At 69.3% G+C, this 25,365-nt stretch carries 26 protein-coding genes and 1 pseudogene; 19 read left to right on the forward strand and 8 right to left on the reverse strand.

Features of this window, described 5'->3' with window-relative positions:
• Positions 1–112 precede the first annotated feature (112 nt).
• Positions 113–934 (forward strand): serine hydrolase domain-containing protein, encoded by an 822-nt coding sequence (locus tag IG05_RS0116365; RefSeq protein WP_420707600.1) that lies wholly within the window; start codon positions 113–115, stop codon positions 932–934.
• Positions 935–1,378: 444 nt separating this feature from the next.
• Here the strand turns inward: IG05_RS0116365 and IG05_RS0116370 are convergent, their stop codons facing one another.
• Positions 1,379–1,729 carry a hypothetical protein gene (locus IG05_RS0116370; RefSeq protein ID WP_030343238.1) on the reverse strand — a complete coding sequence of 117 codons (351 nt, stop codon included), beginning with the start codon at positions 1,727–1,729 and terminating at the stop codon, positions 1,379–1,381.
• Positions 1,730–2,001: 272 nt separating this feature from the next.
• Between IG05_RS0116370 and IG05_RS0116375 the strand changes: the two genes are divergently transcribed.
• From IG05_RS0116375 to IG05_RS49965, 6 genes and pseudogenes are all read left to right on the forward strand, one after another.
• Positions 2,002–2,889, forward strand: a complete 888-nt coding sequence (locus IG05_RS0116375; RefSeq protein WP_030343239.1) for a neutral zinc metallopeptidase — start codon at positions 2,002–2,004, stop codon at positions 2,887–2,889.
• Between the two features lie 746 nt (positions 2,890–3,635).
• Complete coding sequence (locus IG05_RS45215) at positions 3,636–3,923, forward strand: hypothetical protein (protein WP_078894231.1); 288 nt, start codon at positions 3,636–3,638, stop codon at positions 3,921–3,923.
• Positions 3,924–4,114: 191 nt separating this feature from the next.
• A pseudogene (locus IG05_RS50580) lies at positions 4,115–4,313 on the forward strand (IS256 family transposase); the annotation flags it as partial.
• Positions 4,310–4,825: a GNAT family N-acetyltransferase gene (locus IG05_RS0116385; protein WP_030343241.1), complete on the forward strand. Its 516-nt coding sequence runs from the start codon at positions 4,310–4,312 to the stop codon at positions 4,823–4,825. The pseudogene IG05_RS50580 and the gene IG05_RS0116385, both read left to right, overlap by 4 nt.
• A gap of 135 nt (positions 4,826–4,960) precedes the next feature.
• Positions 4,961–5,920, forward strand: coding sequence for a MerR family transcriptional regulator (locus IG05_RS0116390; RefSeq protein WP_030343242.1), 960 nt, complete (start codon positions 4,961–4,963; stop codon positions 5,918–5,920).
• A gap of 22 nt (positions 5,921–5,942) precedes the next feature.
• Positions 5,943–6,071 (forward strand): hypothetical protein, encoded by a 129-nt coding sequence (locus IG05_RS49965; protein WP_267883313.1) that lies wholly within the window; start codon positions 5,943–5,945, stop codon positions 6,069–6,071.
• A gap of 207 nt (positions 6,072–6,278) precedes the next feature.
• On the opposite strand, the gene IG05_RS0116400 is transcribed toward IG05_RS49965, so the two are convergent.
• On the reverse strand, positions 6,279–7,172 hold the full coding sequence (locus IG05_RS0116400) for a glycoside hydrolase family 19 protein (RefSeq protein ID WP_030343244.1): 894 nt from the start codon (positions 7,170–7,172) through the stop codon (positions 6,279–6,281).
• A 244-nt stretch (positions 7,173–7,416) separates the two neighbouring features.
• Between IG05_RS0116400 and IG05_RS50585 the strand changes: the two genes are divergently transcribed.
• Positions 7,417–8,235, forward strand: a complete 819-nt coding sequence (locus IG05_RS50585; RefSeq protein WP_420707601.1) for a hypothetical protein — start codon at positions 7,417–7,419, stop codon at positions 8,233–8,235.
• Between the two features lie 318 nt (positions 8,236–8,553).
• On the forward strand, positions 8,554–8,751 hold the full coding sequence (locus IG05_RS46885) for a hypothetical protein (RefSeq protein WP_199808337.1): 198 nt from the start codon (positions 8,554–8,556) through the stop codon (positions 8,749–8,751).
• An 878-nt stretch (positions 8,752–9,629) separates the two neighbouring features.
• Here the strand turns inward: IG05_RS46885 and IG05_RS0116420 are convergent.
• A complete protein-coding gene (locus IG05_RS0116420) occupies positions 9,630–9,791 on the reverse strand; it encodes a hypothetical protein (RefSeq protein WP_420707602.1) in 162 nt (53 codons plus the stop codon).
• Positions 9,792–10,063: 272 nt separating this feature from the next.
• Here IG05_RS0116420 and IG05_RS47805 point away from each other — a divergent pair, with 272 nt between their 5' ends.
• From IG05_RS47805 to IG05_RS0116435, 4 genes are all read left to right on the forward strand, one after another.
• On the forward strand, positions 10,064–10,285 hold the full coding sequence (locus tag IG05_RS47805) for a hypothetical protein (RefSeq protein ID WP_158838898.1): 222 nt from the start codon (positions 10,064–10,066) through the stop codon (positions 10,283–10,285).
• A 160-nt stretch (positions 10,286–10,445) separates the two neighbouring features.
• A complete protein-coding gene (locus tag IG05_RS47810) occupies positions 10,446–10,739 on the forward strand; it encodes a hypothetical protein (protein WP_158838900.1) in 294 nt (97 codons plus the stop codon).
• Between the two features lie 271 nt (positions 10,740–11,010).
• A complete protein-coding gene (locus IG05_RS0116430; RefSeq protein ID WP_037813906.1) occupies positions 11,011–12,336 on the forward strand; it encodes a M64 family metallopeptidase in 1,326 nt (441 codons plus the stop codon).
• A 243-nt stretch (positions 12,337–12,579) separates the two neighbouring features.
• On the forward strand, positions 12,580–12,852 hold the full coding sequence (locus IG05_RS0116435; RefSeq protein WP_030343253.1) for an RICIN domain-containing protein: 273 nt from the start codon (positions 12,580–12,582) through the stop codon (positions 12,850–12,852).
• A 246-nt stretch (positions 12,853–13,098) separates the two neighbouring features.
• On the opposite strand, the gene IG05_RS0116440 is transcribed toward IG05_RS0116435, so the two are convergent.
• Complete coding sequence (locus IG05_RS0116440; RefSeq protein WP_030343255.1) at positions 13,099–13,839, reverse strand: class I SAM-dependent DNA methyltransferase; 741 nt, start codon at positions 13,837–13,839, stop codon at positions 13,099–13,101.
• A gap of 445 nt (positions 13,840–14,284) precedes the next feature.
• Here IG05_RS0116440 and IG05_RS49280 point away from each other — a divergent pair, with 445 nt between their 5' ends.
• Positions 14,285–14,551 carry a substrate-binding domain-containing protein gene (locus IG05_RS49280; RefSeq protein ID WP_030343257.1) on the forward strand — a complete coding sequence of 89 codons (267 nt, stop codon included), beginning with the start codon at positions 14,285–14,287 and terminating at the stop codon, positions 14,549–14,551.
• Between the two features lie 57 nt (positions 14,552–14,608).
• On the opposite strand, the gene IG05_RS0116450 is transcribed toward IG05_RS49280, so the two are convergent.
• A complete protein-coding gene (locus IG05_RS0116450) occupies positions 14,609–17,125 on the reverse strand; it encodes a M48 family metalloprotease (RefSeq protein WP_107051363.1) in 2,517 nt (838 codons plus the stop codon).
• A 15-nt stretch (positions 17,126–17,140) separates the two neighbouring features.
• Positions 17,141–17,632, reverse strand: coding sequence for a hypothetical protein (locus tag IG05_RS0116455; protein WP_158838902.1), 492 nt, complete (start codon positions 17,630–17,632; stop codon positions 17,141–17,143).
• Positions 17,633–18,107: 475 nt separating this feature from the next.
• Here IG05_RS0116455 and IG05_RS0116460 point away from each other — a divergent pair, with 475 nt between their 5' ends.
• Both IG05_RS0116460 and IG05_RS47815 read left to right on the forward strand, forming a co-directional pair.
• Entirely contained in the window at positions 18,108–18,551 is a 444-nt protein-coding gene (locus tag IG05_RS0116460) for a TetR family transcriptional regulator C-terminal domain-containing protein (RefSeq protein WP_234335879.1), read from the forward strand.
• 401 nt (positions 18,552–18,952) lie between these two features.
• Positions 18,953–19,405: a hypothetical protein gene (locus tag IG05_RS47815; RefSeq protein WP_158838904.1), complete on the forward strand. Its 453-nt coding sequence runs from the start codon at positions 18,953–18,955 to the stop codon at positions 19,403–19,405.
• Between the two features lie 50 nt (positions 19,406–19,455).
• On the opposite strand, the gene IG05_RS0116470 is transcribed toward IG05_RS47815, so the two are convergent.
• Positions 19,456–20,535 (reverse strand): hypothetical protein, encoded by a 1,080-nt coding sequence (locus IG05_RS0116470; protein ID WP_030343267.1) that lies wholly within the window; start codon positions 20,533–20,535, stop codon positions 19,456–19,458.
• A gap of 737 nt (positions 20,536–21,272) precedes the next feature.
• On the opposite strand from IG05_RS0116470, the gene IG05_RS45245 reads away from it, so the two are divergent.
• Together IG05_RS45245 and IG05_RS45250 are read left to right on the forward strand one after the other, a co-directional pair.
• Positions 21,273–23,243 carry a lamin tail domain-containing protein gene (locus tag IG05_RS45245; protein WP_078894235.1) on the forward strand — a complete coding sequence of 657 codons (1,971 nt, stop codon included), beginning with the start codon at positions 21,273–21,275 and terminating at the stop codon, positions 23,241–23,243.
• Positions 23,244–23,430: 187 nt separating this feature from the next.
• Entirely contained in the window at positions 23,431–23,784 is a 354-nt protein-coding gene (locus IG05_RS45250; RefSeq protein WP_078894237.1) for a YrdB family protein, read from the forward strand.
• Here IG05_RS45250 and IG05_RS0116480 read toward each other — a convergent pair.
• Positions 23,751–24,644 (reverse strand): NADP-dependent oxidoreductase, encoded by an 894-nt coding sequence (locus IG05_RS0116480; RefSeq protein WP_030343270.1) that lies wholly within the window; start codon positions 24,642–24,644, stop codon positions 23,751–23,753. The genes IG05_RS45250 and IG05_RS0116480 overlap by 34 nt on opposite strands.
• A 69-nt stretch (positions 24,645–24,713) precedes the next feature.
• Between IG05_RS0116480 and IG05_RS0116485 the strand changes: the two genes are divergently transcribed.
• Positions 24,714–25,319 (forward strand): TetR/AcrR family transcriptional regulator, encoded by a 606-nt coding sequence (locus tag IG05_RS0116485; protein ID WP_051789909.1) that lies wholly within the window; start codon positions 24,714–24,716, stop codon positions 25,317–25,319.
• Positions 25,320–25,365 lie beyond the last annotated feature (46 nt).

Here is a 25,365-nt window from a genome sequence, read left to right on the forward strand (position 1 = left end):
ACCGCTCTCTCAGAGCACGTGCTGTGGGATCGAGGAGTGAGGATCGAGTACGAGCGGCGGGGCGACTTCGACAACGCTGCGCTCAACGCGCTGCATGCCGACCGTTCGGCCGATGATTCCCGGCCCGTGCGGGAGTCTGTCTTCCGACAGCAACATTCTGGAAGGCGGCCTCATGACGACCCTGCACGACTTGCTCGAAGCCCACGTCGATGCCGGTACGCTGCCGGGAGCGGTCGGCCTCGTGGCCCGGGGTGACCAGGTCGAGGTGGCGGCCGTCGGCGCGCAGGAAGTGGGCGGCGGCGCCCCGATGGCGCGGGACTCCATCTTCCGGGTCGCCTCGATCACCAAGTCCGTCACCGCCGCCGCACTGCTGATCCTCGTGGAGGAGCGCAGGATCGCTCTGGACGACCCGATCGGGATGTGGCTGCCGGAGCTGGGGAAGCCGGTGGTCGTACGCACGCCGGCGAGCCCGGTGGACGACGTGGTGCCGGCCGACCGGCCCATCACCGTATTCGACGTGCTGGCCTCCCAGGCCGGGTACGGATTCCCCTCCGACTTCACATTGCCGGCGGTGCAGGAGTTGTTCACGGTGCAAAAGGACGGCCGGGTGCCGAGCAACTTCCCGCCGGCCGACGAGTGGATGGCGGCGCTCGGCCGCATCCCACTGCTGTACCAACCGGGCGCCGCCTGGCTGTACGACACCTGCTCCGTCCTCCAGGGGGTACTGATTTCGCGGGTCACCGGACAGCCGCTGCCGGAGTTCCTGACGGAGCGGATCCTCGGGCCGCTGGGCATGGTGGACACCGCCGCGGCTGAGCAGCCAAAGTCCGGGGCAGGGCATGCCGGTCGGCCCAGCGCGCCCGCAGCCGTTGGCGACGGCTTGGCTGGGGCGGTCCCGCAGGTGACGACGCGGATGCGGAAGGCACCCTACTGAGGGTAGAGGTCAGACCGCGATGCCGGGAGGTCAAAGGCCGTTGCAGCAGGCCGAGTTACTGCGTGCCACACCGCTGCAAGACGGCATCCCTTCAACCGGACAGCACCACGAGCGCTTGCAGGGGCTACTGCGCGCGCACGGGCTGGAACGAGGCAGGGCCTGCTGAGCGTCGAAGAGAGGAGCCGCGTGGTCGGATGGCAGGGCGATGGTCAGGTGGCGTCTGCGGGCGCCGTCCGTGGTGCCGGGCGCGGCGCTGGAGCCGAAGCGGGCGCGGATGTCGATGACGACGCCGGTGGCGGCCTGGCGGCAGGCCTGTCCGCGGACGCGCTGCAGCAGGCGCCTACGGCGTCGGCGGGCGACGGCAACGGACTACGCTCTTGCCGTACGGGCGCTGTCCATTACCGGCTCGCTACGAGCCGACGGGTGCGTGCGTCACCTCGGGCCTTACTTCTGTGGCCACTGTCCGGTGATCCTGCCGTCGGGCGTCAGGGTGAACCGGGTTCCGTCCATATCCGTCGTGGCACTGGCTCGCGTGCCGTACGCCTTCATGGTGAAGTCCTCCGCTTTGCCCATGTACACGTGCGCCTCAGCGGCGCGGCTCCACGAGTTGACCCGTACCTGTACTCCCCAGTGGTTCACTTGCGGCCCATCCCGCCAGGGCCCCCAGCTGCTCTGCGGTAGCAGCCCTGTGCCTCGGCCCGAGAAGACGTACCAGCTCGCGAGGCCAAGCAGGGTCACGGCGGCGGCGAGCGCAAACGCGGTCGACCGGCGACTGATGCGGGAGGAGAAAGCCACTTGATGGGTTCCTTCATGGTTCGGGGAGCGCTTCGCCGCCGCAGTCCAAGACGGTCTGCGGCCGGGCCGCGTTCCTGACCGCCGGGGTCAATCGGCTGACCGACCCCTCCCTGTCCTGGTTGTGCCGGGGGACCTGGCTGTTCTTCGCCTCGTCGTGCAGGCGGACGTACCAGTCGCCGTGGATGGGAAGGGGATGGGGATGTCCTCGTTCGGGGTAGGCGAGCGGAACGACGCGGGGCGGTCCGGCGCGCTGCTTGAGGGAGGGCCAACGTATGCAATTCGACGACGATGCTGCTCTGGACACGTCCGAGGTCGAGGACGGTCGGGGAGGTGCCCTGGGTGGGATCCCGGGCGGCGGGAAGACCATCGGCGGCGGACTGGTCGGGCTCGTCGTGCTGGTCGCGTCCGTGATCTTGGGTGTCGACCCCGGCATGTTCGGCTCGGGCAGCAGCGACACGTCCTCGTCCGGCAAATCAGCCGCGGACCTCGCAGCGGACTGCCGGACCGGTGCCGATGCCAACCGTAAGGAGGAGTGCCGGATCGTCGCCGTGGTCGACAGCGTGCAGGCATTCTGGAAGCAGACGGAGACAGCCGCCGGCAAGCCCTACCAGCAGGCCCCGACGTTCCTGTTCACCGGCAGTGTGAACACCGGCTGCGGCAACGCGACCTCCGACGTCGGCCCCTTCTACTGCTCGGCCGATGACAAGGTCTACCTCGACCTCGGCTTCTTCAACGACCTGAGCAGCAAGTTCGGCGCCAAGGGCGGCCCATTTGCCGAGGCCTACGTCATCGCGCACGAATACGGCCACCACTTCCAGGACCTCAGCGGAACGATCTCCCGCGGCAGCGGAAAGGGCCAGAACAGCGGCTCGGTGCAACTCGAGTTGCAGGCGGACTGCTACGCCGGAGTGTGGGCCCACCACGCCACCACCACCCCCGACCCCAGGAGTGGTAAACCACTGATCACCGACTTGACGAAGGACGACATCAACCGCGGGCTGGACGCGGCCGCCGCCGTCGGAGACGACCGTATCCAGCAGCGCTACCAGGGCAAGGTCACACCCGACACCTGGACTCACGGCTCCGCGAGCCAGCGCCAGCAATGGTTCTCCACCGGCTACCGCTCCGGCCTCGTCGCCAGCTGCAACACGTTCAGCTGACCACGCTGACATTCCGGACACTGCTGACAGCCACGGCACGACGCTGGACAGTGTCGCCGCGGCGAGGTTCCGGCTCGCAGGTCTCGGTGAGGCCGCCGTGCCCGGAGGCGTCAACTTCGCTGGTGGCCGATTCACCCTGAGCACGTGCGAGCGTGACCGGTACAAGCAGGGCTCTCCGTCATGACGGTGTGGGCGGGAGAGAACTGGGAGGGCTGTGTGGCGGGAGTGATCTGTCGGCGGTTTCCTGGGTGACGGGGTGGCCAGGGTTGTCCGGGGGCGGGTTTCGTAAACCCGTTGCGCCGGGCTGGCTGTACCCTTCCGCTCGTCACTTCAACTATTCGCCCGAAGCAAGCGCGCGCTGCCCGGCGTCCAGCGGGCGTCGGTTCAGGGCGGCGGCGCGGGCGAAGGTGACCCGCCCCACCGGCGGGATCACGCTGGTGCGGGCGGCGGCCAGCAGCCGGTTCTCGGCGGCGGCGGAACGTCGTGCGCCGTTCGGTCACCGCGGCCAGGACGTCCCCGGCCGCCGCAGCGAGGTCGAACGCGGTCGCGGTCCGTAACGAACTGCCTCTCGCGGGCGAACCTCGGCCGCCTTCCGCCGCAACTGCACGCCACGTTAACGCCGTTGAGCGGTGAACCGGCTCCCTTTGGGCCACCGCATGCCTCGGTAACGGCGCATGAGCGACGAGTCGTTGGCTGCTACGACTCCACGTTCCCGGCTGCGGCACCTCGCGTGCCATGATCGGTCCATGAGTAGCGACCTGGAAGTAAGCGCTCTGGCGATCAATGTCACGATCCCGCAGGCGCTCCGCTGGACGGACACTCGACGCGGTGAAGCATTCACACTGACCACACTCAACGTCCGGCTTCTCCCGGACGGTCACCTCGCCGTGAAGGCCTATGGCAGGCCAGTCGATGGCGGTCGGGGCGCATACGTCTCGTTCCCCGTCCCCGACGAACCCGAACTGGCGGCTCTGGTCTCCGACGCTGCCAGTCTTGCCGGGGCGTTGTGGGCCGCCCATCGTGGTCTCGGATGATCTCAGGGCGCATATGGGGGCGCGATCAATCTGCGGGGTTCGCCCTCGCGGCGGAGGCTGCACCCGTGGACCGCGTGACCTGAGTTGCAACACGTCCACATGACCGCGGATGTCATGGACGCGTTGCCGCCGAGGCTCGCGAACACGCCGAGCAGGCCATCAAGGCCTTGGCGAAGCTCTGCGGCGCGAAGTCCGCCATCCGGCTGTGGACCAAGGTCACTCAGGTCACCCAGGGCGCCGAGCCGCCACCCTCGCACTGGTCTTCAAGCTGGTCGAGTCCGCCCGGAACCGGTGGCGCGCGGTGCACGTCCCCCACCTTGTTGCCTGGTCCGGGCCGTTGCCCACTTCGAGCGGCATACTCGTCGGACGTCCCGACAGGAGGCAGCGTGACCCCACTCAAGCCCGAAACCATCCACACCGACCGGCTGGCCTTGCTTCCCCTGCAGGTCGAGCACGCCGACGAGATGGCTGCGGTGCTGTCCGACCCGGACCTGCACACCTTCATCGGGGGCACCCCGGACACCGCCGAGGACCTGCGCATCCGCTACGAACGCTTGGTGGCCGGCTCACTCCGCCCCGGCGAATTCTGGTGCAACTGGGTCATCCAGCTCCGCGACGCCGCCTGGCTGACCGGCTATGTCCAAGCGACGGTCACCGCCGACGACCGCGGAGCCGCTGCGGAGATCGCCTGGGTGGTAGGCACCCGCTGGCAGCGGCGCGGCATCGCCACCGAAGCCACCCACGGACTCGTCGCGTGGCTCCGGAAGTATCCGGTGCACACGCTCATCGCCCACATCCACCCGGATCACAAGGCATCCGCCGCCGTGGCCACCGCAGCTGGCCTCGCCCCCACCAACCAGTGGCACGACGGAGAGATCAGATGGCAGCTGACAATCAGCTGACCACACATACCCACAGGTCGCGGCCCCCAGACGCCGAGCCGGGCAAAGGCCTGCCCCGCGGGGCGTGCAGGCCCCCGGCAGAGCGCTTGACCTTACCCTCAAGGGCAAGGTTTAGCGTTCTTCGAGGTGAGAGGCATGCGGATAGGTGAGCTGGCCCGGCGAGCGGGTGTGACGACCAAGGCGGTGCGCTACTACGAATCGCTGGGGCTCCTCGCGCCGGTGCGGTTGACCAACGGCTATCGGCACTACGACGAGAACGACGTACGGCTCACACAGGAGATCCGGGCGCTGTCCCGCCTTGGCATCCCTGTCGAGGCGACGCGGCCGTTCTTGGAATGTCTGGCCATGGGCCACCGGCACGCGGACGACTGCCCGGCTGCGCTGGCCGGGTACCGGGACGCCATCGATGAGCTCACACAGCGGATCGAGGGCCTCACCGCCCGCCGGGCGGTGCTGGTGGCGCACCTGCACGAGGCTGCCCACCGCAACAGCCGCTTCGCACCGGCCAAGGGAGAGGAACCGATGACCGACTACACGAGCCTGCCTGCCGATCTGCCCGTTCCCGAGGACGACGGCGCTGCCGCCCACTTGCGCGGTGCGCGAATGCCGCAGATGAAACTCCGTGCCACCGATGGCGCCACGATCAGTCTTGAGGTGCTGGGTGCGGGTCGCACGGTGCTCTACATCTACCCGCTGACGGGCCGCCCCGGCACCGATCTGCCCGAGGGCTGGGACTCCATCCCCGGTGCCCGTGGCTGCACCGCCGAGGCATGCGGCTTTCGCGACCACCACCAGGACCTGATCGCGGCTGGCGCGACCCAGGTGTATGGCCTCTCCAGCCAGGACAGCGACTACCAACGTGAGGTCACCGAGCGGCTCCGCCTGCCGTTCCAGATGCTGTCCGACCCCGCACGGAGTCTGGCCCGGGCACTGGGCCTTCCCACATTCACCACTGGCGGGCTGACGCTGTACAAGCGGCTCACACTGATCATCAAGGACAACGTGATCGAGCACGTTTTCTACCCGGTCTTCCCGCCTGACGAGCACGCCGGCCAGGTCCTGGCCTGGCTCGGCGACAACACCCACCGGCCTTGACTCATCGGTACAGTTGTTGGCGGTGATCATGGGGTTGGCCGCGGGCGAGAAGCAGGCGGTGGGCTGCCGGGGTGGCGGCGGCCCACAGGGTGTGGTCCTGGCCGCGCCGTACTCTCAGGCCATGGTGGAGTGCGGCAAGCTCGGCATATGACCATCGGCAAGCTTGAACTCGCCCACGTCACGGGACAGATCAACCCACCCGGAACTGAAAACTGAGGAGCGCCGAACGAACCACGGCCGAGCCGGCGGTGGAGGTCCTGGCGCACGGTGAAACGCGCCAGGACCGGGGTAGGGGCGTCGCAGGCTCTGTGAGCCCCGCGGGTAGGCGACTGGGCCCGCCCGAGGCGCGGGCCGCGCGTCAGCAGTAGAGGTTCGAGCCCGCGGAGGTGCCCAGGATCTGCACGAACCGCTGGTAGGCGTCCACGCGGCTCTGCACCTGCGCGGGGTTCTTGCCGTCGCACTCCAGGGAGCCGTTGATGCTGCGGATGGTCTGGCCGAATCCGGCACCGTTGACCATCGCGTTGTGCGGAGTCATCGAGCCCGGTCCGGTCTGGGTGTTCCAGTACCAGAGCCCCGTCTTCCAGGCGACCGAGGCGTCGGTCTGCACCAGGTTCGGGTTGTGGAGCAGGTCGATGCCGAGCGCGTCGCCCGCGGCCTTGTAGTTGAAGTTCCAGCTGAGCTGGATGGGCCCGCGGCCGTAGTAGGCGGACTGGCCGGCCGGACAGCCGTACGGCTGGCTCCAGTCGCAGTAGTGCGGGTAGTTGGCGGTGTTCTGCTCCACCACGTAGACCAGGCCGCCGGTCTCGTGACTGACGTTGGCGAGGAAGGCCGCGGCCTCCTGCTTCTTGACGGTGTCGCTGCCGGTGTTCGCGAAGCCCGGGTAGGCGCTGAGCGCGGCCTTGAGACCGCTGTAGGTGTAGAAGGAGTTCCGGTTGGGGAACATCTGGTTGAACTGCGCCTCGCTCACGACGAAGCTGCCGGAGGGGTTGGTCGGGCCGTCGCCGTCGCAGGCGTACGGGTCCCAGAACCAGGTGCTGATGGTGGGGTCGTAACCCGGGTTGTCGTGTTCGGCGATGTACGTCTTGCCGTCGGTGTAACGGACGATGTCGCCGGTGACGTAGGCCTTACCGGCCGTCCAGTTCGGGTAGCTGGAGCAGGACGCGGCGGAGGCACCGGTGGCCGGCAGCAGCGCCGGAGCGGTGGCTCCGATCACGATCGCAGCCATGAGTGCGGACAGGCGGCGCTTCGACATTGAGCAACTCCTTCGAGCCAGGCTGCACCGGGGGCGAGGCAGTGCTTCTGCGTACGCCGCCCCAGGGGGCGGTCACGCCGTCCGGGCGCCTTGAGCGGGGGGTGTGGGGGCCATACTCGACGACGTGATGCGTACAGGTCAAGGTATAGACCAATACTGATGACAACGTTGGCGAAGAAAGATCGATCGCGCCGGTGCGCCCTTGCTGGAGGAACCGTTGCCGGTCAGGGCCACGGTGGCTGCGATGACGGCGGCTGATGTGGAGGTCGGTCTTTCGGCGGCCTGGTATGGGCTCCAGGGGCCGCTGATCAGCAACGATGAAGTGGCCGAATTCGTCGCCGAGTCCGAGGGAAGGCCGCGCGGCGCGGCCGGCGCGGGTCTCACCAGGCCGATCCAGGCCGTGCGGGAACTGCGCATGGGCCGTGAAAGAACTCGGGTTCGTGGCCCTGCGGATGGTGCCCTGGTTGTGACTGCTCCCGCCCACCGACCGGCTCTACTAGCGCTCGTCTTCCACCACATGGTGAAGGAGGCCGAGGCATTCGCGGCCGACCTGCCCGACGTCGGCGCGCAACTGCACGCCGCCGACCCCGAGCTGTATCCGCGCACGATCTGGGCGGACCGGCTGTGCGGCGAACACAAGCCCAACCACCGGCGGCGGGTCCTCGGGGAGTTCGCGTCCGGGATCGCCACGGACGGCACCGTCGTGGAGAAAGGCTTTTTGGGCTCGGTGAAGGTCCTCGGGGAGGGCGTCGACACCAAAAACTGCGACTCCGTGTACTGGGCTGACGTGCGCGGCTCCTGCCCGACCTCGTCCAGGCCGTGGGTCGCGCGCTGCGGATGCAGCCGGGTGAGGGGAAGGTGGCCAGCCTGGTCGTGCCGGTCCTGTTCGGGCCGGGCGAGACGGCGGACAACATGCTCACCAGCCGGGCAGTCGGCGGGCTGGCGAAGCTGTTGGAGGGGCTCAGGGCGCAGACGCCCGGTGGTCGAGCAGCTCGCCGAGCAGCAGGCCCCCAACGCCCACAAGCCCGTCCAGAAGCGCGCAGGGCCAGGAGAGCCAGGGTGAGGGGAACGGGTCCAGCGGTCCGTCGGCCCCGGCCCGGTGGGTTGACATGCCCGTCGAGAAGCTCCGGGAGATGCCGACCGCGGGCAGGCAGGAGAACGGCGGCTGAGCACGATCCGCCAGAGAGAAGTCGGCTGTCAGCTGATACGGCACTCGTTCGTGGCAGGAACACTGAAAACGGTGGTCCGGACGGGGGCGCCCCAACCGGGCCGCCAAGCGCCTGGATGCGCCCGCAGCGGCTTTCGGTGGGCCCGCCACACCGGCCTCGTCCCCGCCTTTGACGTGGCGTCGTCCCGGTGGTCCCGGGCGGCTGTGAAGGCGATGGGCGCCGACGCCATCCGGGCCGCGATGCCTTGCCCGCCGATCTCCGGCGCCGTGGCGGCCGATCGGAGCGCCGACGCGCTCGGCATCCCTGACCCGACCACGTTCGGCGAGCGGGCGAACGTGACGGCGTTCGCGGTGCGCTGGTTCGTCAACCGCGGCCTCCTGACCGGCAGCGGTAACGCGCAGCCGGGGTAAGCCATGTGGCGGGGTCCTGGTCGCGCCTTCGACCGGTTCGACGCCGCCGACACCGCGATCAGCGCCCGCGCGTCCGCCGAGGTCGTTGGCGAGGACGGGATCGGCCAGCATCAGCAGGTGGATCCGGCCCACCCCGCATACGCGATCACTGCTAATCGCAGATCCAAAGGTGCCAGTTCGTAGTCGTCGTTGACTGCTTGCACAAGTGATTGGGGAAGCCCCGGCCGGCCGCTTCGCATTGTGCACGAGTGGCGAAGGTACCAGCGTCAACACACCCCGGGATGACCACGGCTGATGACGTGCTGGCGACGGCCTCTGCAGGTGCCGCCAGCACGGCAGCCGAAGCGCCGGCCAGGAGGCTGACGCTCAACGCCAGGCTGCTGAGCGTGAGTCGACCACGCATGGTTACCTCCCTATGGTCGATTTGGACCTGTAACCCACCTCAAAGCACGTCACAGGTACGTATATGACGTGGATGCCCCATCGGGGATCCATTGCCACTTGATGACTGTCGAGCAGAGAAATCGGCCATACCGATTGGCCGTGCAACGAAGGCATACGAGCAGTCCCGGGCGAGTTCGAAGGGACCACTGACCAAGGAGACAGAACCTGGACCTCGATGCAGGCGACGACTACGGCGGTGCGCAGCGCGGTGACGAAGTACCGAACGCGCACCTGCCCGATGTCGTCGATGTACTGACGCTGCCGTCGATGTACTGGCGCAGCCGGAGGCCGCTGGTGTTGCCGGGGATCGGCTCGCCGGCGTCGGGCCGGGGAGATGACAACCAGGGCGCGGTCCTCGGCGTACTGGTGATGTTTCCAGCCGGCGGAGTCGGAGGAAGCGATCCGGGCGCGGCGCGGGCTGTGCCGTTGGGACGTCAGGCGACGGCCGGGCGCTGGCGGGCGACGCGGGCCTCGCGCAGTTCCTCCCACGGCGCGCTCTCCTCCACCGACGGCAGACCGTTTGCGGCGATCTCCTTCTGGACGTCGGCGAACTGGTCGGCGGCGGCCCGAGTGCGGGCGGCGTACGCGTACACCACGTCGGCGGCCGCGGGGTCCAGCTGCTGCCTGGCGGTGTCGACGGGAGCCGGCCGGTGCTCCGATTCACCGGCCGGCGGTGAGTCACTTTCGGGGCGGCTACCGCAGCGACAGGCGCAGCAGGAGGTCGAGAGCGCGGGTGTCCTACCTCTTCCAGGGACCGCGCGCCTGGCCGGCCGCATGGGCGGGCGGCCCAGGAGAGCCGGGAGCCGGTGAAGGACGCGGCCCCCGGCTGATCGCTACGGCGGCGGGCCAGCCACTCCTGGAGCCGGGCGTGCCGGAACTCGTACGCGGGACCGGTCACCCGCAGCAGAACGCGCAGGTGCGCGTCGTGCATGAGGGTCGTCAGGCTTACGGGTGTGCCCTCCCGGAACAAGAGCTGCACTGCGGTCGCGGCAGTGGCGACGGCCAGATTGCCGAGAACGCCGGACAACACGGCGTGACCGATGCCGCTCGCCACGCCGATGGCCACGCCAAAGGGCGTACCGCCTTTTGAGACCGCCCCGATGGACCCCGCGTACAGCGCCATGGCGACGCCAATCAGCAGGCCCAGCGGGATGAGCAGCCGTGAGCGGTGCTGCCACACGTCAAGGGGGCCGAGCACCCGGATCTCCGTCACTAGCGGCGGAACGGGCCGCAGCCGGGACAACGGGCTGGTGACCTTCGACAGCGGAGGTCGCGCGACCAGTGACGACGCCGTCACGGCGCGCGCGGGCCATGCACGACTGCGGGGCGATGTAGTCGACGGCCGCTACACCGTGACCGTGGTCAGTCGCCATGGGCAGCAGACCACGACACAGCACGTCACGATCGCCGGCCAGCCCGTCGAGAACGGCGGCCTTGCCTGGGCGGTCACCGGTGACGCCGCGGCCACGGGGCTGGCCCCCGCCTCCTGCCGAGCGTTCACCGTGCCGTGCCGACGCTCATGCAGGACCGAGCCCACCGCATAGACGGCCACCGACAGCGGCCGTCCCTGCGCTTCCTCGTCCTTCCTTGTTGCTTCTCGCTCTTCGCTCTTGCGCTGGTCCGACGGAAGGGTCTGCCAGTTCCAGCCGCCTCCGGCGCCGAACGCTTCCCCGACGCCGCGCCAGCGCGGCGGCTGCCACGACTATGGAGGGCCGGGCACGTGCAACACCCCTGAGTTTCTTGCCCCTTGGCGTCCACACCCCTAAGTTAAGCGGGTCATTAAGTCTATTTAACTGAACACTTAGCGAGGTCGCCGTGACGCACCGCGCAAGACCACGTACACGCTGGATCACCGCCGCCACGGCCGTCCTCGCCGCCGTCGCGGCGCTGGCCGGGGGAACGGGTTCGGGGACGGCCGAAGCGGCCGCCCCGGGACAACGCACCCAGCACATCGAGTACTTCCCCGGCCCCGCGGCCGAGCCCCGCCAGGTGAGCGTCCCGGCACAACCGGCGGTGCACGACCAGACGGCCCGCCGCCCGGCCCGTCAGGCCGCCGTCCCGGCGGTGCGGCCGCTGGAGCGGACCGGACCGGTCTCCGGGCGGCTCGACCTGGTCGTGATGGGCGACGGCTACACCGCCGACGAACAGGGCGACTTCGCCGCCGACGCCGAGGAGAAGCTGGACGCGATCTTCGCCGTCGAGCCGTACCGGAGCTACCGGGGGCTGTTCAACGTCTGGCTCGTCGACACCGTCTCCGCCGAGTCCGGGGTCTCCGGCGACCCGACCGCCGACGTCGTGAAGGACACCGCGCTCGGTTCCGCCTTCTTCTGCGACGGCCTCGAACGCCTGCTGTGCGTCGACACCGACGCGGTCGCCCGGTACGCCCGCCTCGCCCCGGACGCCGACATCGTCTTCGTCGTCGCCAACTCCGCCAAGTACGGCGGTGCCGGCTACTCCACCGCCGACCTGCCGCCGGCCTCTCCGTTCCACGGCGTGGCGACGATGTCCTCCGACAACGAACGGTCGTACCTCATAGGAGCCCATGAACTGGGCCACTCCATAGGCAAACTGGCCGACGAGTACCAGTACCCGGGCTACGGCCCCTACCCCTACGCCGAGGAACCGGCCGCGGCCAACCTGACCCTCACGCGCGACCCGGCCACCGCCAAGTGGAGCCGCTGGGCCGGTGTCCAGGACCCGACCGGCTCCATCGTCGGCAGCTACGAGGGCGGCGGCTACTACGAGACCGGCATCCACCGTCCGACCGACACATCCCTCATGCGCAGCCTGGCGTCGACCGAGTTCAACGTCGTCGGGCGCGAGGCGATGATCGCCGGCTTCTACGCCGACGCGGACGCCCTGACTTCCCCTGTGCCCACCTCCGAGCCGGTCCGCGGGAACCGGCCGATCCCGGTGCGCCTCGCCCCGCTGACCGGCCTCGCCGACCTCCACCTCACCTGGTACGTGGACGGCAGGGAGGTGCCCTGGGCGGCCGGCGCCCGCGTGGTGACGCCGCACGCGCTGGGCGTCCACGGGCACGGTCACCGGGTCACGGCCACCGTGACCGACCGCTCGGCGGCCCTGCGTAACCCCGTGGCCCTCGCCCGAGCGACCAACTCGCTGACATGGACGATCCGCTAGGAGTCACGTCTCCCGCAGGACAGGGGCGCTTCCCCTTCACTGCCGTTCGGCCCCGCGTGCCGGTGACGTCCGAGACCAGCTGCAGCCGCAGCACGCGCACCGATCGATCCCCGACCGCGCCGAGGAAGGCCCTGTGATCAGCCGTGCCCGCCCGTCCCCACCCGCCCATGCTCCGGGCGCCCCCGGACCGCCGGTCCCACCACCCGGACCGGGATATGCCCCGTTCGGCGTGGGGCCGCGGCCGTGACCACCGTGATCCTCGCCCTGCCGGCGATGGTGGAGGCGCCCACCGCGAGCGCGGCCGACCAGCCGCTTCGGGCCGACGCCGGATACCTGGCGAACCTGACCACCGGCCGGGTCGCGGACGCGGAGGGCATGTCGACGGACCCCGGAGCCGGGGTGCAGCTGTGGTCCTTCAAGGTCGTACCGCGCAAGGTACGCGCGGGAAGCCGAAGGGGGCGGGAACCTTGCAAGTCGCCCCATCGCCGCCGTATGCAAGTGCCCGGTTGCGCATGACGGGGATGTGCGAGCGGATCCGGTGTCGGCGGCGCTCGTCGGCGGGGTCGGCGGCCAGGCCTGGACGGGGCTGAGTGCTGCTGCGCCCTGCCACGCCCGCTGCGCCCCGTCGCACCGGATAGGTCGTCAACGGGGCCGCAGCGTGAGCTCCCCCCCCCGGCTGCGTCAGGCCATTCCGGTCTTGGACTTCTTCGCGAGATAGAAGTTCGAGGCAGGCGGCTGACGTTGATGGCGCGGTGGCCGACCTCAGGCTGGCTTGCGCCACACTGAGACGTGCTTCGCGGAATCCTGAGTGAACGCAGACCCGTCCCAGTCCGCAACGCGACGTTCCAGTTCAAGCCCAGCGATCCGCGCCATCAGGTCGAGCTCCGCCGGCCAGGCGTACCGGTGCCGGGAGTTTTCGCGGCGGTAGTGGCCGTCGTCGCCTTCGCGGGTGAAGTGGTGCGAGACGAGCATCTGCTCGACCAGGTCGAAGGTGTCGAAGCCGAGATGCTGCTGAGAGACGTCGAACGGCACCGCGACCTGGCCGGGCGGCAGCAACCGCAGCGGCGGCACGCCCAGCTCGATGACGAACCGGCCGCCGGGCTCAAGATGCCGTGCGGCGTTGCGGAAGCACTCGACCTGCTCGTCCTGCGTGAGCAGGTTCGTGATCGTGTTGTAGACGAGGTAGACCAGGGTGAACCCGCCGGGAACGAACGTGGTGGCCATGTCCCCGATCACTACCGGGAGGGTGTCCTCGTCGATCTTGCGCCGCAGCACCGCCGCCATGTGCTCGGACAGTTCGATGCCCACCACCGGCACGCCGCGTTCCCGAAGTGGGACTCCCACCCGTCCGGTTCCGATGGCGAACTCCAGCGCCCGGCCGTCTCCGGCGAGCTCGGAGAGGAAGGCGAGGGTCGGTCCGAGAACGGCAGCCGAGGACGCTTCAGCTTCCTCGGCGTCGTAGCGGTCGGCAGCCGCGCGGGTCCACAGTTCACTGCTCGTCACGGGTGGCCACTGTGCCGGGAGCCGAGGAGCGCTGTCCACGCATTTAAGCTCTGCGCGGCTCAGGGTGCGCCGCCCACGACTCGTTGTGGCCTTGTCCGGGGGTGCGGCAGAACCGTTCCGCACCTCGAAATCGGCGGGCGCACCGGTCCCCCGCCGTTACCGTCTTCGTTGACTCCGCAACGAAGTCTCCGGCCTTCGGGTCCGGCATGGCTTCCCCTCCTGTTGCTGATGATCCGGGGTGGTGTCACCGGGCTCGGAGGCATCGACGGACCGCTGACGAGGGGCTTTGGCACCGGGTTCACCCGAGCTGGAGGAGCTTTCCGGAACGTGGGTGTGGCTGCTCGGTGCCCTGGCAAGGTCGGACGAAGGCCTGGTGGAGGAGCCTGCGCGTGATCGACACCACCCGGGTCGCGAACCGGCTTCACGGCTTGACCCGATTGAGGAAGTGCCGGAGGCGAACGACCAGTGCGCCATCGGTGTCCTCGCCGTCCTGTCCCGTGCGGGGGTGGCCGTCCCCGGCCGGGTCTCGGTCGCCGGTTACGGCGACGCGCTCCCCCGGCTGAGCCTCGTCGATCTCACGACGGTCAGCCAGACGGCGCGGCACGCGGTCCGGGCGGCCGTGGAGCGGCTCGACGAGGGACGCGAGGGGCCGCGCGAGATCGTGCTGGCACCGCTCCTCGGGATCAAGGGGATTACGGGACAGGCGGTCTGACGGGGTCGGCTGCCGTGACCGGCCTGCGTGAGGCCAGTCGGTTGCGGTCGTGCGGCGTCAGCCTCTGAGCCAGATCTCCCAGACGTACTGGTCTGCGGGGAGTGCGAGAACCACGGAAGCGACGTCGGCTGCGACGAGGACGACGAAGGCCGTGGCCAGGGTCCAGGCAAGGGGCCGGGCAGGTATCCGGCACCTGCCCGCTGGGCGCGGGGCGCGCAGTGCGGGTGTCCGCCTCCGGGCGAGCGCTCCTGCGGCGGCTCCCAGCACGGCTGCGGGAATGACGGCCAGCAGCCCGCGCAGGGTGATGGTCCGCAGGTCCCCCGCGAGGACCTCGGGGTCGAACGGGACGGAACAGTGGCGGGCCGATGCGCCGAAGAGGCGGGTGCAGCCGGCCACCGCGAAGGCCGGCGCGCGGCCGAGAGCCGCCATCGGCGCGGTCAGCGATACGGCGGCCAGGACCAGTGCGGGCCGGTGCCTTCGGACAGTCGCGGACAGCACCATGGCCACGGCCCCCTGGGCGACGCATGCCAGGGCGATGTAGGAGTGCCAGTAGACGGCCGGGAACCCCGTGTCCTGCCGTGTTCCGTAATAGTGCAGGACGGCTGGCGGCAGTGCGATCCGCGCGAGGAACGGCAGAGCCGTGCCCGCGGCGACCACGGAGATCCCTCCGGCCAGGCCCACGAGCAGAGCCATCCCGATCTGTGGCCGGACGTCGGCATCGGTGCCGCTCACCCTGCCCGAGAACAGGAGGAAGGCCAGCGGCACGAGCCAGAGCAGCATCAGGCCCACCAGGGCGGACGGGAGCTGTCCCTGCACGGTGAGCGGCGTCCAGGTGAAGCCCGTCCAGCGGCCGAGCACCGTGTACCAGCCGATCGAGGAGCCGATGTCCGGGGCGTCTCCCAGGACGGGCTGGAATGCGTTGCTCGCATCGACTCGCCGGAGGGAGTACCAGACGGCGAACCACGGGGCGAAGGAGACGACGGAGGTGGCCACCACCGCGTACAGGGCTCTGCGACCCCGGGCCCGGGGAAGCAGGCCGCGGGCCGCGGAGACGAGCCAGACCGTGACGCATATGGCCCCGGCCAGCAGAACCGGTCCCGTTCTCAGCAGCCAGGCAAAGCCCTGGACCTCGATCGTGGTGGCTGGCAGCTCGGTTCCGTCCGTGATCAGAGGCAGGCTGGCTCCGGCGAGGTACCCCCCGACGAGTCCGGTGGGAAGCGCCAGCCAGGTGGCCCTGAGCGGTCGAGGTTTCAGGTCGGACGCCGCGGCGGTGCGCCACACTGCTGCGGCGAGCACTCCCGTGAGTCCGGCGCCGATGGCGCAGCCGACCGTCAGATTGCCCGAAAGAGTGTTGAGTTTGCCCAGGAGCAGCCGGAACAGGGTGTCCACCAGGTCATCGGCGCTGGCTGTGAAGACGCCCGCCACGACTCCGGCAGCCAGCATCTCCCACGCGGTCGGGCGGGTGAGCAGGGCCGGTTCGCGCAGGACGCGCTGCCGCGTCTCGGGTGTCGGCCAGTACCCCAGCCGGCGGGCGAGCCGGGCCAAGGCGGCGCGTGCGGGGCCTTGGCCCGAGGTGGGCCGGTCCGCTAGTCCCCGGGGGATCGCCGCCGCCCCCTCGTACCCGACCTCCGCCGCGGCCGTGGCGTCGGCGTGCAACTCGCGGGCCCGCAGGACCGAGTTCCGCACCAGGCGGACGAGCAGGGTGAGGGCGGCCGCCAGCCCCAGGGCATGCGGCGTGTCCACGAGGTACTGCAGGGCGCCTGAAGGGAGCACGGGTGGCCCGCCGGACCACGCACTGTGCAGAGCCAGCGCTCCGAAGGGCATCACCGCGACGATCAGGAAAGCCCACCCGATGCCAAAGGCCATGTAGGTCTTGTCGACGTCGCGATTGCGCAGGTGGGCCAGCTCGTGCACCATCACGGCGCGGAACATGTCGCGATCGCCGTGGAAACACTTCGCCAGACCGAAGTCGATGATGACGCACCGTCGCCGGGGCAGGCCGAAGGTGAGCCCGTTCAACGAACCTGCCGAAGTGTCCAGCAGCCAGGCGGGCTCGTGCTGCACGCCGACCGCGCGGCACAGATCGGCGAGGTACTCCGCCATCTCCCGCTCTTCAGGCCTGTCCATCGAGGGAAACCGCGACAGCGTCCGCGAGCGCAGGCTCTGCAGTGCCGGAAACCTCTCACACCTTCTGCGGGTCACCCACCAGGGGTGGGAGAGGTAACAAGCCACCGACACGGCGCACAGCAGCAGGAACCCGATGCCGACCCACTGCGCCTGGTCCACGAAGGCGGGCTGCTCACAGGCCGACAACAGGCGCCGCGATTCCTCGTAGCCCTGGCTGGTCTGGTCCGGGAGCGAGATCCGGCGGTCCTGGAAGCATCGGCTGAAGGTGCCGAAGAAATAGGCCGCGTTCTGCGGGACGAGGAAGTAGGCCTGAAGGAACACGTACAGCCCGCCCGCACCCACGGCCGCGATCAGAAGGACGAACCGGCTGGTCGTACCGCCGGGAAGACCGCGTGACGCCCGCTGTCCGGTACGCCGCCCGGTGCATGCTTCTCTGTTCGTGGTCATGGCGCGGCCGCGGTGCTAGCTGGTCGGCCGTGGAGCGCGGCACCGGCCTATGATCGCGTCCGCTATCAGACGGGAGCTCTCCGGAGCGACCCCACAATCGTGGAGGGTCGTTTCCACCACGTGCCTGAGCGGTTCGATGTCCTCCTGCCGCAATTCGATGGCGGCGGTTCGGGAGGGTGCGTTCTCGGCGGCGTCATCCGGTGCGGTTGCGCCCTGCGAGCGCCGTCCGACACGGAAGATCCGGCGCAGGGCTGAGACGGTGCCTTCCCTCGTGACGTGCTGGAAGCGGATTTCCGCCAGGCATTCGACGGCTTTTGCCGTGGCGGCCAGGACGACCGGCGTCAGGACGAGTTCGACCGCTTCGGATCCGAACCCGAGCGGCGACCTCCGTGACCCCTTTCCGGACATCGCCCGTCGAGGATCGGCGAAGTATGCCTGGCTGACCGCCGAGAACATCGGCACTTCTTCCGGGGCTAGTTCCTTGATCACATCCCTGGCGATTCCCATGATCGCTTCTCGATGGGGTGCGTCGGGTGCCCGTCTGCGCGCCACAGTTCCTCCCCCGTCCATGACCCACACTTGACGTCACGTCATTATCGAGGCCGACGCCGTTGACCAAAACGGATCGCCTTGCCTCTCCGGGTGTACGGCTGTGCTGTGGGGGCGCATGGCGCACGTAGAGGGAGCGCACGAGGACAGTGCCGGCTACTCGACAGCCGGATCCTCCTGTGCGTGCCGCACCTCGTAGAGCAGTGCACGGAGCGGGTGGCAGACCTCAGGGCTGGTGAGCAGTTGGGCTCATTCGCACAGTCGGCGGCAGTTCCACCTCGGTCAGCACCTCCGCGGAGGTGTCGTTCTCGTCCGGTTGTCCGCCGGGATGCATGTCTGAGCCCTCGATCGTTCCATGACGGGCGATGCTGCCTGCCCTGGTTTCCGCTCTTGGGATTCGCGTGCAGGCCGTAGCAGACCGATGTTCCGGCGTATGGCCGAGGACGAGCGGGGACTGCCCGCGATCTCCGAGTTCTTCGGCGGCCTGATCGAGGCCCGCTGCTCGGGTGAGTACGCCCGGTGGGGCTGCATGGTCTCCAACGCGGAGGCCCGGGCGGAGAACAGCGACCCGGAGGTGCGCGCCGTCCTGGACCAGCACCACCAGGAGTTGCGTGATGCGACGTACGCCGCCCTGGTCACCGCCGAGCGGCAAAGGCAGCTGCCGCCCGGTGCCGATCCGGGCGCTTTCGCGGACCTGTCGGCGCTGCTCGCCTACGGCGTCAACCTGCGATCCCGCGCCGGTGCGGATGCCGCGTCCCTGCGGACAACGGTGACCGCCACCCTGGGCTCGATCGGAGCCCGGGCGGCGGCCTGGACGTGCGTGGATCCGGCTCTCAACTGGGGTTCGACGCAGGTGACGTGCCCGGACGCAGGATGAGGGCCGCGGTCGCTTCCGCTCGTGCCGCATCCGCCGTGTAGTCGTCGAGCGATGTCGCGTCGGTGCCCTCGGGGGCCTTCACGGCCTTCACGGCCTTCACGGCCTTCAGAGCGAAGGTTGCGACCACCGCGTCTCGGTGATGCGCGATCCGGTGAAGTTTCTCACCGCCGCCTCGGTCATGTCGGGGTGCAGATTCGTGCGCGCAGTTCAGGGCGGTGGTCCGCGGTGTCCCGGGGTGTGGTCATCCTGGGTCGTGTTCGTGCACGTCAGACGGCGGGACGTCCCACGAAAGCGTCATTCACCCCGAATCGCTGGCTTCCACGTCCGTTGGCCACCACCGTGGTCAGAGGTCACGGGGGACCTTGAGTTCCCCGGGCGACGACTACGGAGGTAACCGAAGCGTGAGCATCCTCAAGAACATCACGGCGCTCGCAGCGACGACCGCACTCGCCGGTGTAGCCAGCTTGGGGTTCACTGCCCCTGCTGGCGCTGCACAGTCAGGAGAGGAGTCCGGTGCCTCGCATCCCGCTGTCATCCACCCGGACGGGTACGAGCCCGGCTCCGTCGTGGCCCGCGGGTACTGCAAGGGCTGGGTGTACACGAAGAAGAAGAACGGCCACTGGTTCGCCAAGGGTGTCATGTCCTCCAGCGGCGGTGGGTACGGCTGGCACTGCTTGATGTACATCGAGCGCAAGCACGGCAGCGGCCGTTACGTTGCAGTCTCCGGTGAGCACCGTGCGGCGGGTGAGACCGTGTCGACGGGCTACTACTGGGACGACAAGGGGTACAAGGTGCGGATCTGCGTCCAGAACATCGACTGGCGCGACCAGTACCACTGCGGCAAGGGCGTCTAGTCCGGGCGACATCGGGACTCGCTTGCCCTTGAGCACCGGTCTTCCTGGTCTCAGTGGGGCGCCGCGGTTGTCGTGCCCCAGGCCCTCACCACCTCGGCGGCCGGAAATGGCGTCCGCTTGCTCTCGGTGAGCAGACGGCGGGCGAATTCACCGAAGACCACGGCAGCTCGGCAATGCCGGTTGATGATTGCGGCGATCTCGTGTGGGACTCCATCGGGCCGGTGGCCGGCGATCCACTCACGCAGGAACGCTTCGTGTTCCATATCGCCGCGCAGGCCGTCGGGCAGATGGTGGCGGAGCAAGTGGCTCGCGGTGTGGCAGCGGTCGTACACGAGATGGTCGACGAGGAACTCTGCCTCGGCCGCTGACAGTTCGAACCTGGAGCTCAAGGCGAGTCCGAAGTCCGCGAAGTACAACAGCCGACCGTCGGTCAGGACATTGGCGAAGTGGGCGTCGAAGTGAACCAGTCCGTGCGAGTTCATGAAGGCGGTCCCCCGCGAGAGGGCCTCTTCCACCCAGGGGTACGGCGAACCATCCCTACCCCCCGGCGAGGTGGTCCGGTAGTCGTGCAGCCAGTCGCCGAGTGTCTGCGGGACGTGCTCCAAGAAGAGCACCAGGCTGGACGAAGACCGGCTGATGGCCCTCAGACGCTCGCGCACAGCCGATGAGCCCTCCCAGTGCGCGACCGCCCCGTCGATGCCCCCGAACTCGTCGGCGAACCCTTTTGGAGGGGAGTCGGGCAGGACGCGCCAGTGGTACAGCAGTGGGAAGCCCTCGTACTCGTTTCCGAGGACCCAGTTGGTGGTCATGACGTGCACGGCCAGCTCTCGCCAGGCCCCGAACCCTGCTGAGCCCACCCCGTACTGGTAGAACAGCGGCAGTCCGAAGAGGTTCGCCGTCGACCGCTGGTTCTCTGGCCGCAACTCGGTGTCCGTCAGGGGCACCCGCTTGACGAACACCCGCGTGCCGTCGATGTCCAGCTCCGCAGACCTGCCGCCCATCCCGGACCCGATCGGGGCTGCGGCGGCCACGACCTCGCCGAGCCGACGGTCGCTCAGCAGGGACAGGTGCGTCGCCACGGTCCCATAGGTGGCGAGCCGCGCGGCATACCGCTGCTCCGGGTGGTGCATCGACGACTCCTCGGTGCCCAGAGCCAGGGCTTCGGCGATCTCGCGGACGTGGTCGAGCCTATCCGCCGAGGCTGTCGAAGGAGCACGTACGCACAGTCGCCCGGAGCGCTTGCCTTAGACGCCGCCCAAGTTGGACACGGACGAGTCGGCGGTGACAGATGAGGGCTGCAGCTACGCCGGCGAAGGCAAGGAACTGTTGCGCCTTGCCTTCGTAGCGGCGGTGGAACCGGTGACAGCCGGCGGGCACGGTCCTACCGACAACCCATCGGTGGCGGCCGAGTCACTGCGCCGACTCGATCCCCGCGCAAGCCATGCGGTGGCCGATGTCCCGCTTGCGGAGCCATCGGCGCAGGTGATCACCGCCCGTACCCCTTGTCGGCGTGCAGCTTCGCCGGGCGGCGACGGGGTCCACAGGGGGAGCGAAGGGGCGGAATGCCACGCACGCACGGCTGAAGGCCCTGGATGTCGTGCTTGTGGCAGCCGAGACACCCAGCGTCAGTGGGAATCCCTTAGGGTCCGTGTTCAGGGGGATTGTGCTCCCAGCTTGCCGCGGTCGGTCGGATCGGTCCGGTCAGTGGCCCCCTTCTGCCACCCCGAGGCTGACAGAGTCGACTGCGCACGCGACCAGTCGAGCTCCCGGAACGGCGGCGGTGCGCGCCTGGCGTTCCGGTGGTCAGCAGGTGGCATTCAGCCGAAGTACACGCCGTTTCAACGTCGTGTCACCAGAGTTCCGCCTCGTGCCTACTTCACACTCACGCATCAGCGTCGCCTCGGTATGCGCTGCGGTTCTGACGTTCCCAGGGCTGGTCGCCGCCGGGCTGCTCGCCGCTCAGCCTGCGGCTGCCGCCGACCCGGCCGGCTACCAGAACGTTCGCGTCAACGAGGTCACCTCCTCGAACAACGACACGGTGGAGCTGTACAACATCGGCTCCACCGCCGTGAGTATCAGCGGCTGGAAGATGTCCGACGACAGCTTCGCACCGCAGTCGTTCACCCCGTCCGCCACCACGATCTCCGCCGGCGGGTTCGTCACCTTCAACTCGCCCAAGGGGCTCGGGGACTCGGACAAGCTGGTGATCTACACGGCCGACGGCACGGTGGTCGACCGCGTGGAGTGGGCCACCGGCAAGGCGAAGCCCGCGATGGCCCGCTGCGGGGGCGACGGCACCGGCGCGTGGGTGACCACGACCACGCCGACCACGTTCGGCGCCGCGAACGCCGCAGGCTGCCCGTCGTCGGTCCCGTCGGCGAGCCGCGTGCGGATCAACGAGGTGACCTCCGACGGCTCGGACACCGTCGAGCTGTTCAACGGGGGCACGAGCGCGGTCGGCATCGGGTCGTGGAAGTACGTCGACAACGACACCAGCCACTCCCCCGTCTCGATCTCGTCCTCCTCTCCGAGCGCGACGAGCATCCCTGCCGGCGGCTACGTCACGTTCGACGCCGGCCTCGGTCTGGGCGACCACGACTCGCTCTTCCTCCTTGACGGCAACAGCACCACCGTCGACTCGGTGACCTGGGCCACCGATGGTGCCAAGCCGTCGGACGAGCGCTGCGCCAACGGCACCGGGTGGTTCCAGACCTCTACGACCGCGACGCCCGGCAGCGCCAACTCCTGCTCCGGCGGTGGCGGTGGCGGCGGTCAGACCGGCCATCTGCTGGGCGGCGGTGGCTCGCTGACCAGCGGCTGCACCCCTGAAGCGCCCTCCGGTACGGGCTCGACCCCGGCGGGCACGTCGGCGTGGCCGGGCGGACTGGACGTCACGATCACCGACAACGTCTGCGCGTTCACCACGTCCACCGGCCCGGAGGGCCGCGACGTGAGCGGGTTGGCGTTCGACCCGGCGAACCCGTCGGTGCTGTGGGCCGCGAAGAACAAGAACTGGCTGTACAAGCTGGTCAAGAGCAACGGCAAGTGGGTCCCGGACCCCTCGTGGAGCGCGACCGGCAAGCAGATCCGCTTCGCGGGCGGCTCCGGCCAGCCGGACTCCGAGGGAGTGACGGTCGGCGGCAACGGCCATGTCTACGTGACATCCGAGCGTGACAACGCCGACAACACGGTGCCGAAGGACACGATCATGGAGTTCGACCCGGCCGCGACCGGTGCGACGCTGACGCCGGTCCACCAGTGGGACATGACCGCGCAGTTCCCCCAGCTCGACACCGGCAGCAAGGACGACGCCAATCTGGGCTTCGAGGGCGTCGGCTACGTGCCCGACAGCTGGCTGACCGCGAACGGCTGGATCGACCCGCTCACCCACGCCGCCTACAACCCGGCCAACTACCCGCTGCACGGGTCGGGCCTGTACTTCGCCGGCCTGGAGTGGGACGGCACGCTGCACGTCTACGGCCTGAACTCCGACGGCTCGTTCACCACGTTCGGCACCGTCTCGACCGGCAAGGCGTCCGTGATGGACGTGACCTTCGACGCCGGAACCCAGCGCATCGTCGCGACCTGTGACAACACCTGCGGCGAGACGCACACCTTCCTGAAGGTCGACGCCGCCGGCACGATCGTGCCGGATGTGACCTACACGAACCCGGCCGTCATGCCGATCGACAACCTGGAGGGCTTCGCCATCGCGCCCACGTCGGCCTGCGTCAACGGGTTCCGCGAAGCGGTCTGGAGCGATGACGGCAGCTACGGCTTCGGCTCCGGAAGCTCCTCCTACGGACACGCCCTCTACAGCGGCACGTTCCCCTGCTGATCCCAGGAGGAGCAGACAGGCGACGGCGGTGACATCGTGTCCCGTCCCATCGAAGGAGGTCGTTCGCGCCGAAGCTTGAGCGACGGGACCCGACTTTGACTCGTGGCGCGCGCAGAGGCAGAAGCGGGGGGACGCATGGCGGACGAGGGCCCGGGGTTCGGTGGTCATCGATGAACGACCGTGGTATGTGGCGAACGAACTACTGGCGCTGCTGATCGAGTTCGTTGCCCTGGGGCTGCTGTGCTGGTGGGGTTTCGCCACTGGCGGCAGTGCGGGGCCGAGCGTCCTCCTCGGCCTCGGAACGCCGCTTGCCGCCGGTGTGCTGTGGTGGCTGTTCGCCGCGCCTCAGGCGAGACTCCGCCCGGCGCTGCCCGGTGTCACGTCGGCCCGTACCGGGACGTTCCGAGCCGGCGCCGGGAGCGGCAGGCCGATAGGGCGAGGGCGCCCAGCCCGGACGGCGCGTCTACGGTGGCCTGCGTGGCGGCGAGGACGTCGGCCGGCTCGTCCTCAGATGACCAGGACCCGTCTTCCGCGTGTGTGACCTGCCTGACTGTCGATGTGCGCCGCCGCGGCCCCGGCGAGCGGGTACGACTTCTCGACCGGGATGTGCAGCTTCCCCCGCGAGATGAGGTCGACGGCTTCGGCGAGCGCTTCCGGAACACTCCCGGCCACACCGGAGAATCGGACACCGAACTTCGGCGCACCGAGATCGGCGATGGAGACCACCTTCTGCGGGTCCCCGGTGAGTTCGACGAGTTCGCGGATCACGCCCGAGCCGGCCAGGTCGAGAGCCGTGTCGACATGGCCGAGCTGCCGCACCCGCTCGACCCAGCCCTCGCCGTACGTCGTGGCGAGGGCGCCCAGGCTGCGCAGGTACTCCTGGTTCGCCGCCCCGGCGGTCCCGATCACCGTGATGCCGCGGTCGCGGGCGATCTGCAGCACCGCCGATCCGACTCCCCCGGACGCACCGCTGACCAGCAGCGTCTGCCCGGACCGCACGCCGACCTCACGGATGATGCGCAGCGCGGTCTCCACCACGGAGGGGTAGCCGGCCGCCTCTTCGAACGTCAGGCCCTCGGGCAGACGGGCCCAGGCCGACAGCACGGCGAACTCGGCGTACGTGTCGGCGCCTTCGCCGAACACGCGGTCGCCGACCTCGACTCCCTCGACGCCTTCACCGACCTCGTCGACCACCCCGGCTGCGTCCAGCCCGACTCCGGCGGGCCACTCGATCGGGTGCGCCCCCAGGACCTGGCCTTCGCGGAGCCTCCAGTCGACGGGGTTCACTCCTGCCGCCCGTACGGCGATGCGTATCCGGCCCGGGCCCGCGTGGGGATCTTCGGCCTCTGACAGTTGCAGGACGTCCGGTCCGCCGAATGCGGCGAAGCTCACCTTCTTCATGCCGCGACCGTAGCACTAACGGTTACGCTTTTGGAGTCGTTTGGATTTTGCACCTGATAGCCTGCGAGCATGGAGGTGCCGACCGGACGCCGTGAGCGCAAGAAGGCCGCGACCCGCCAGAAGATCGCCGACGCCGCCCTGCGGCTCTTCCTGGAGCACGGGTACGACGCGGTGGGCATTCGTGACGTGGCCGCCGAGGCCGACGTGGCCGTCACCACGCTCTTCTCCCACTTCCCCTCGAAAGAGGCCCTGGTGTTCGGACAGGACGAAGACTTCGAGCAGCGCCTCACGCGGGCGGTCACCGACCGGGCGCCGCACGAGCCGCTCGTCCCCGCGCTGCGGCGCGAGATCCAGGCCTTGGTGCGGCACTGCACGGCGGACAGCACCGCCCCGATCTGGCGCATGATCCACGCATCGCCCGCCCTGCGGGAATACGAAGAGTCGATGCGGCTGCGGCACGCGGAGTCGCTGGCAACGGCCATCGCCGCCGATCCCGGCCTGGCGCGGACCCCCACGGCGTGCCGGGCGATCGCGAGGTTCGTGATCGACGCCTATTCGCTGGCCCGTGAGGCGGCCGATCCGCAGGCCGCGGTGGGCGAGGTCTTCCAGATGATCGAGGCTGCCTGGGCCGTCACCAGTGGGCGCGGCGCGGTCCCTGACCGTTCCGACCGGTGACCATGGCTCCATCAGACCGGACGAGACCGGATGCCGGCGCCGGCGT

The sequence above is a fragment of the Streptomyces sp. NRRL S-1022 genome (assembly GCF_000720135.1).
Taxonomy (GTDB): domain Bacteria; phylum Actinomycetota; class Actinomycetes; order Streptomycetales; family Streptomycetaceae; genus Streptomyces.

What these genes read in the sequence shown, in the direction of transcription:
- IG05_RS0116365 (WP_420707600.1), top strand. Translation starts at nt 113, where the DNA reads ATGATTCCCGGCCCGTGCGGGAGTCTGTCTTCCGACAGCAACATTCTG.
- IG05_RS0116375 (WP_030343239.1), top strand. Translation starts at nt 2,002, where the DNA reads ATGCAATTCGACGACGATGCTGCTCTGGACACGTCCGAGGTCGAGGAC.
- IG05_RS45215 (WP_078894231.1), top strand. Translation starts at nt 3,636, where the DNA reads ATGAGTAGCGACCTGGAAGTAAGCGCTCTGGCGATCAATGTCACGATC.
- IG05_RS0116390 (WP_030343242.1), top strand. Translation starts at nt 4,961, where the DNA reads ATGCGGATAGGTGAGCTGGCCCGGCGAGCGGGTGTGACGACCAAGGCG.
- IG05_RS0116400 (WP_030343244.1), bottom strand. Translation starts at nt 7,172, where the DNA reads ATGTCGAAGCGCCGCCTGTCCGCACTCATGGCTGCGATCGTGATCGGA.
- IG05_RS50585 (WP_420707601.1), top strand. Translation starts at nt 7,417, where the DNA reads ATGACGGCGGCTGATGTGGAGGTCGGTCTTTCGGCGGCCTGGTATGGG.
- IG05_RS46885 (WP_199808337.1), top strand. Translation starts at nt 8,554, where the DNA reads ATGGGCGCCGACGCCATCCGGGCCGCGATGCCTTGCCCGCCGATCTCC.
- IG05_RS0116450 (WP_107051363.1), bottom strand. Translation starts at nt 17,125, where the DNA reads ATGACCACGAACAGAGAAGCATGCACCGGGCGGCGTACCGGACAGCGG.
- IG05_RS0116455 (WP_158838902.1), bottom strand. Translation starts at nt 17,632, where the DNA reads ATGGGAATCGCCAGGGATGTGATCAAGGAACTAGCCCCGGAAGAAGTG.
- IG05_RS0116460 (WP_234335879.1), top strand. Translation starts at nt 18,108, where the DNA reads ATGGCCGAGGACGAGCGGGGACTGCCCGCGATCTCCGAGTTCTTCGGC.
- IG05_RS0116470 (WP_030343267.1), bottom strand. Translation starts at nt 20,535, where the DNA reads ATGCACCACCCGGAGCAGCGGTATGCCGCGCGGCTCGCCACCTATGGG.
- IG05_RS0116480 (WP_030343270.1), bottom strand. Translation starts at nt 24,644, where the DNA reads ATGAAGAAGGTGAGCTTCGCCGCATTCGGCGGACCGGACGTCCTGCAA.
- IG05_RS0116485 (WP_051789909.1), top strand. Translation starts at nt 24,714, where the DNA reads ATGGAGGTGCCGACCGGACGCCGTGAGCGCAAGAAGGCCGCGACCCGC.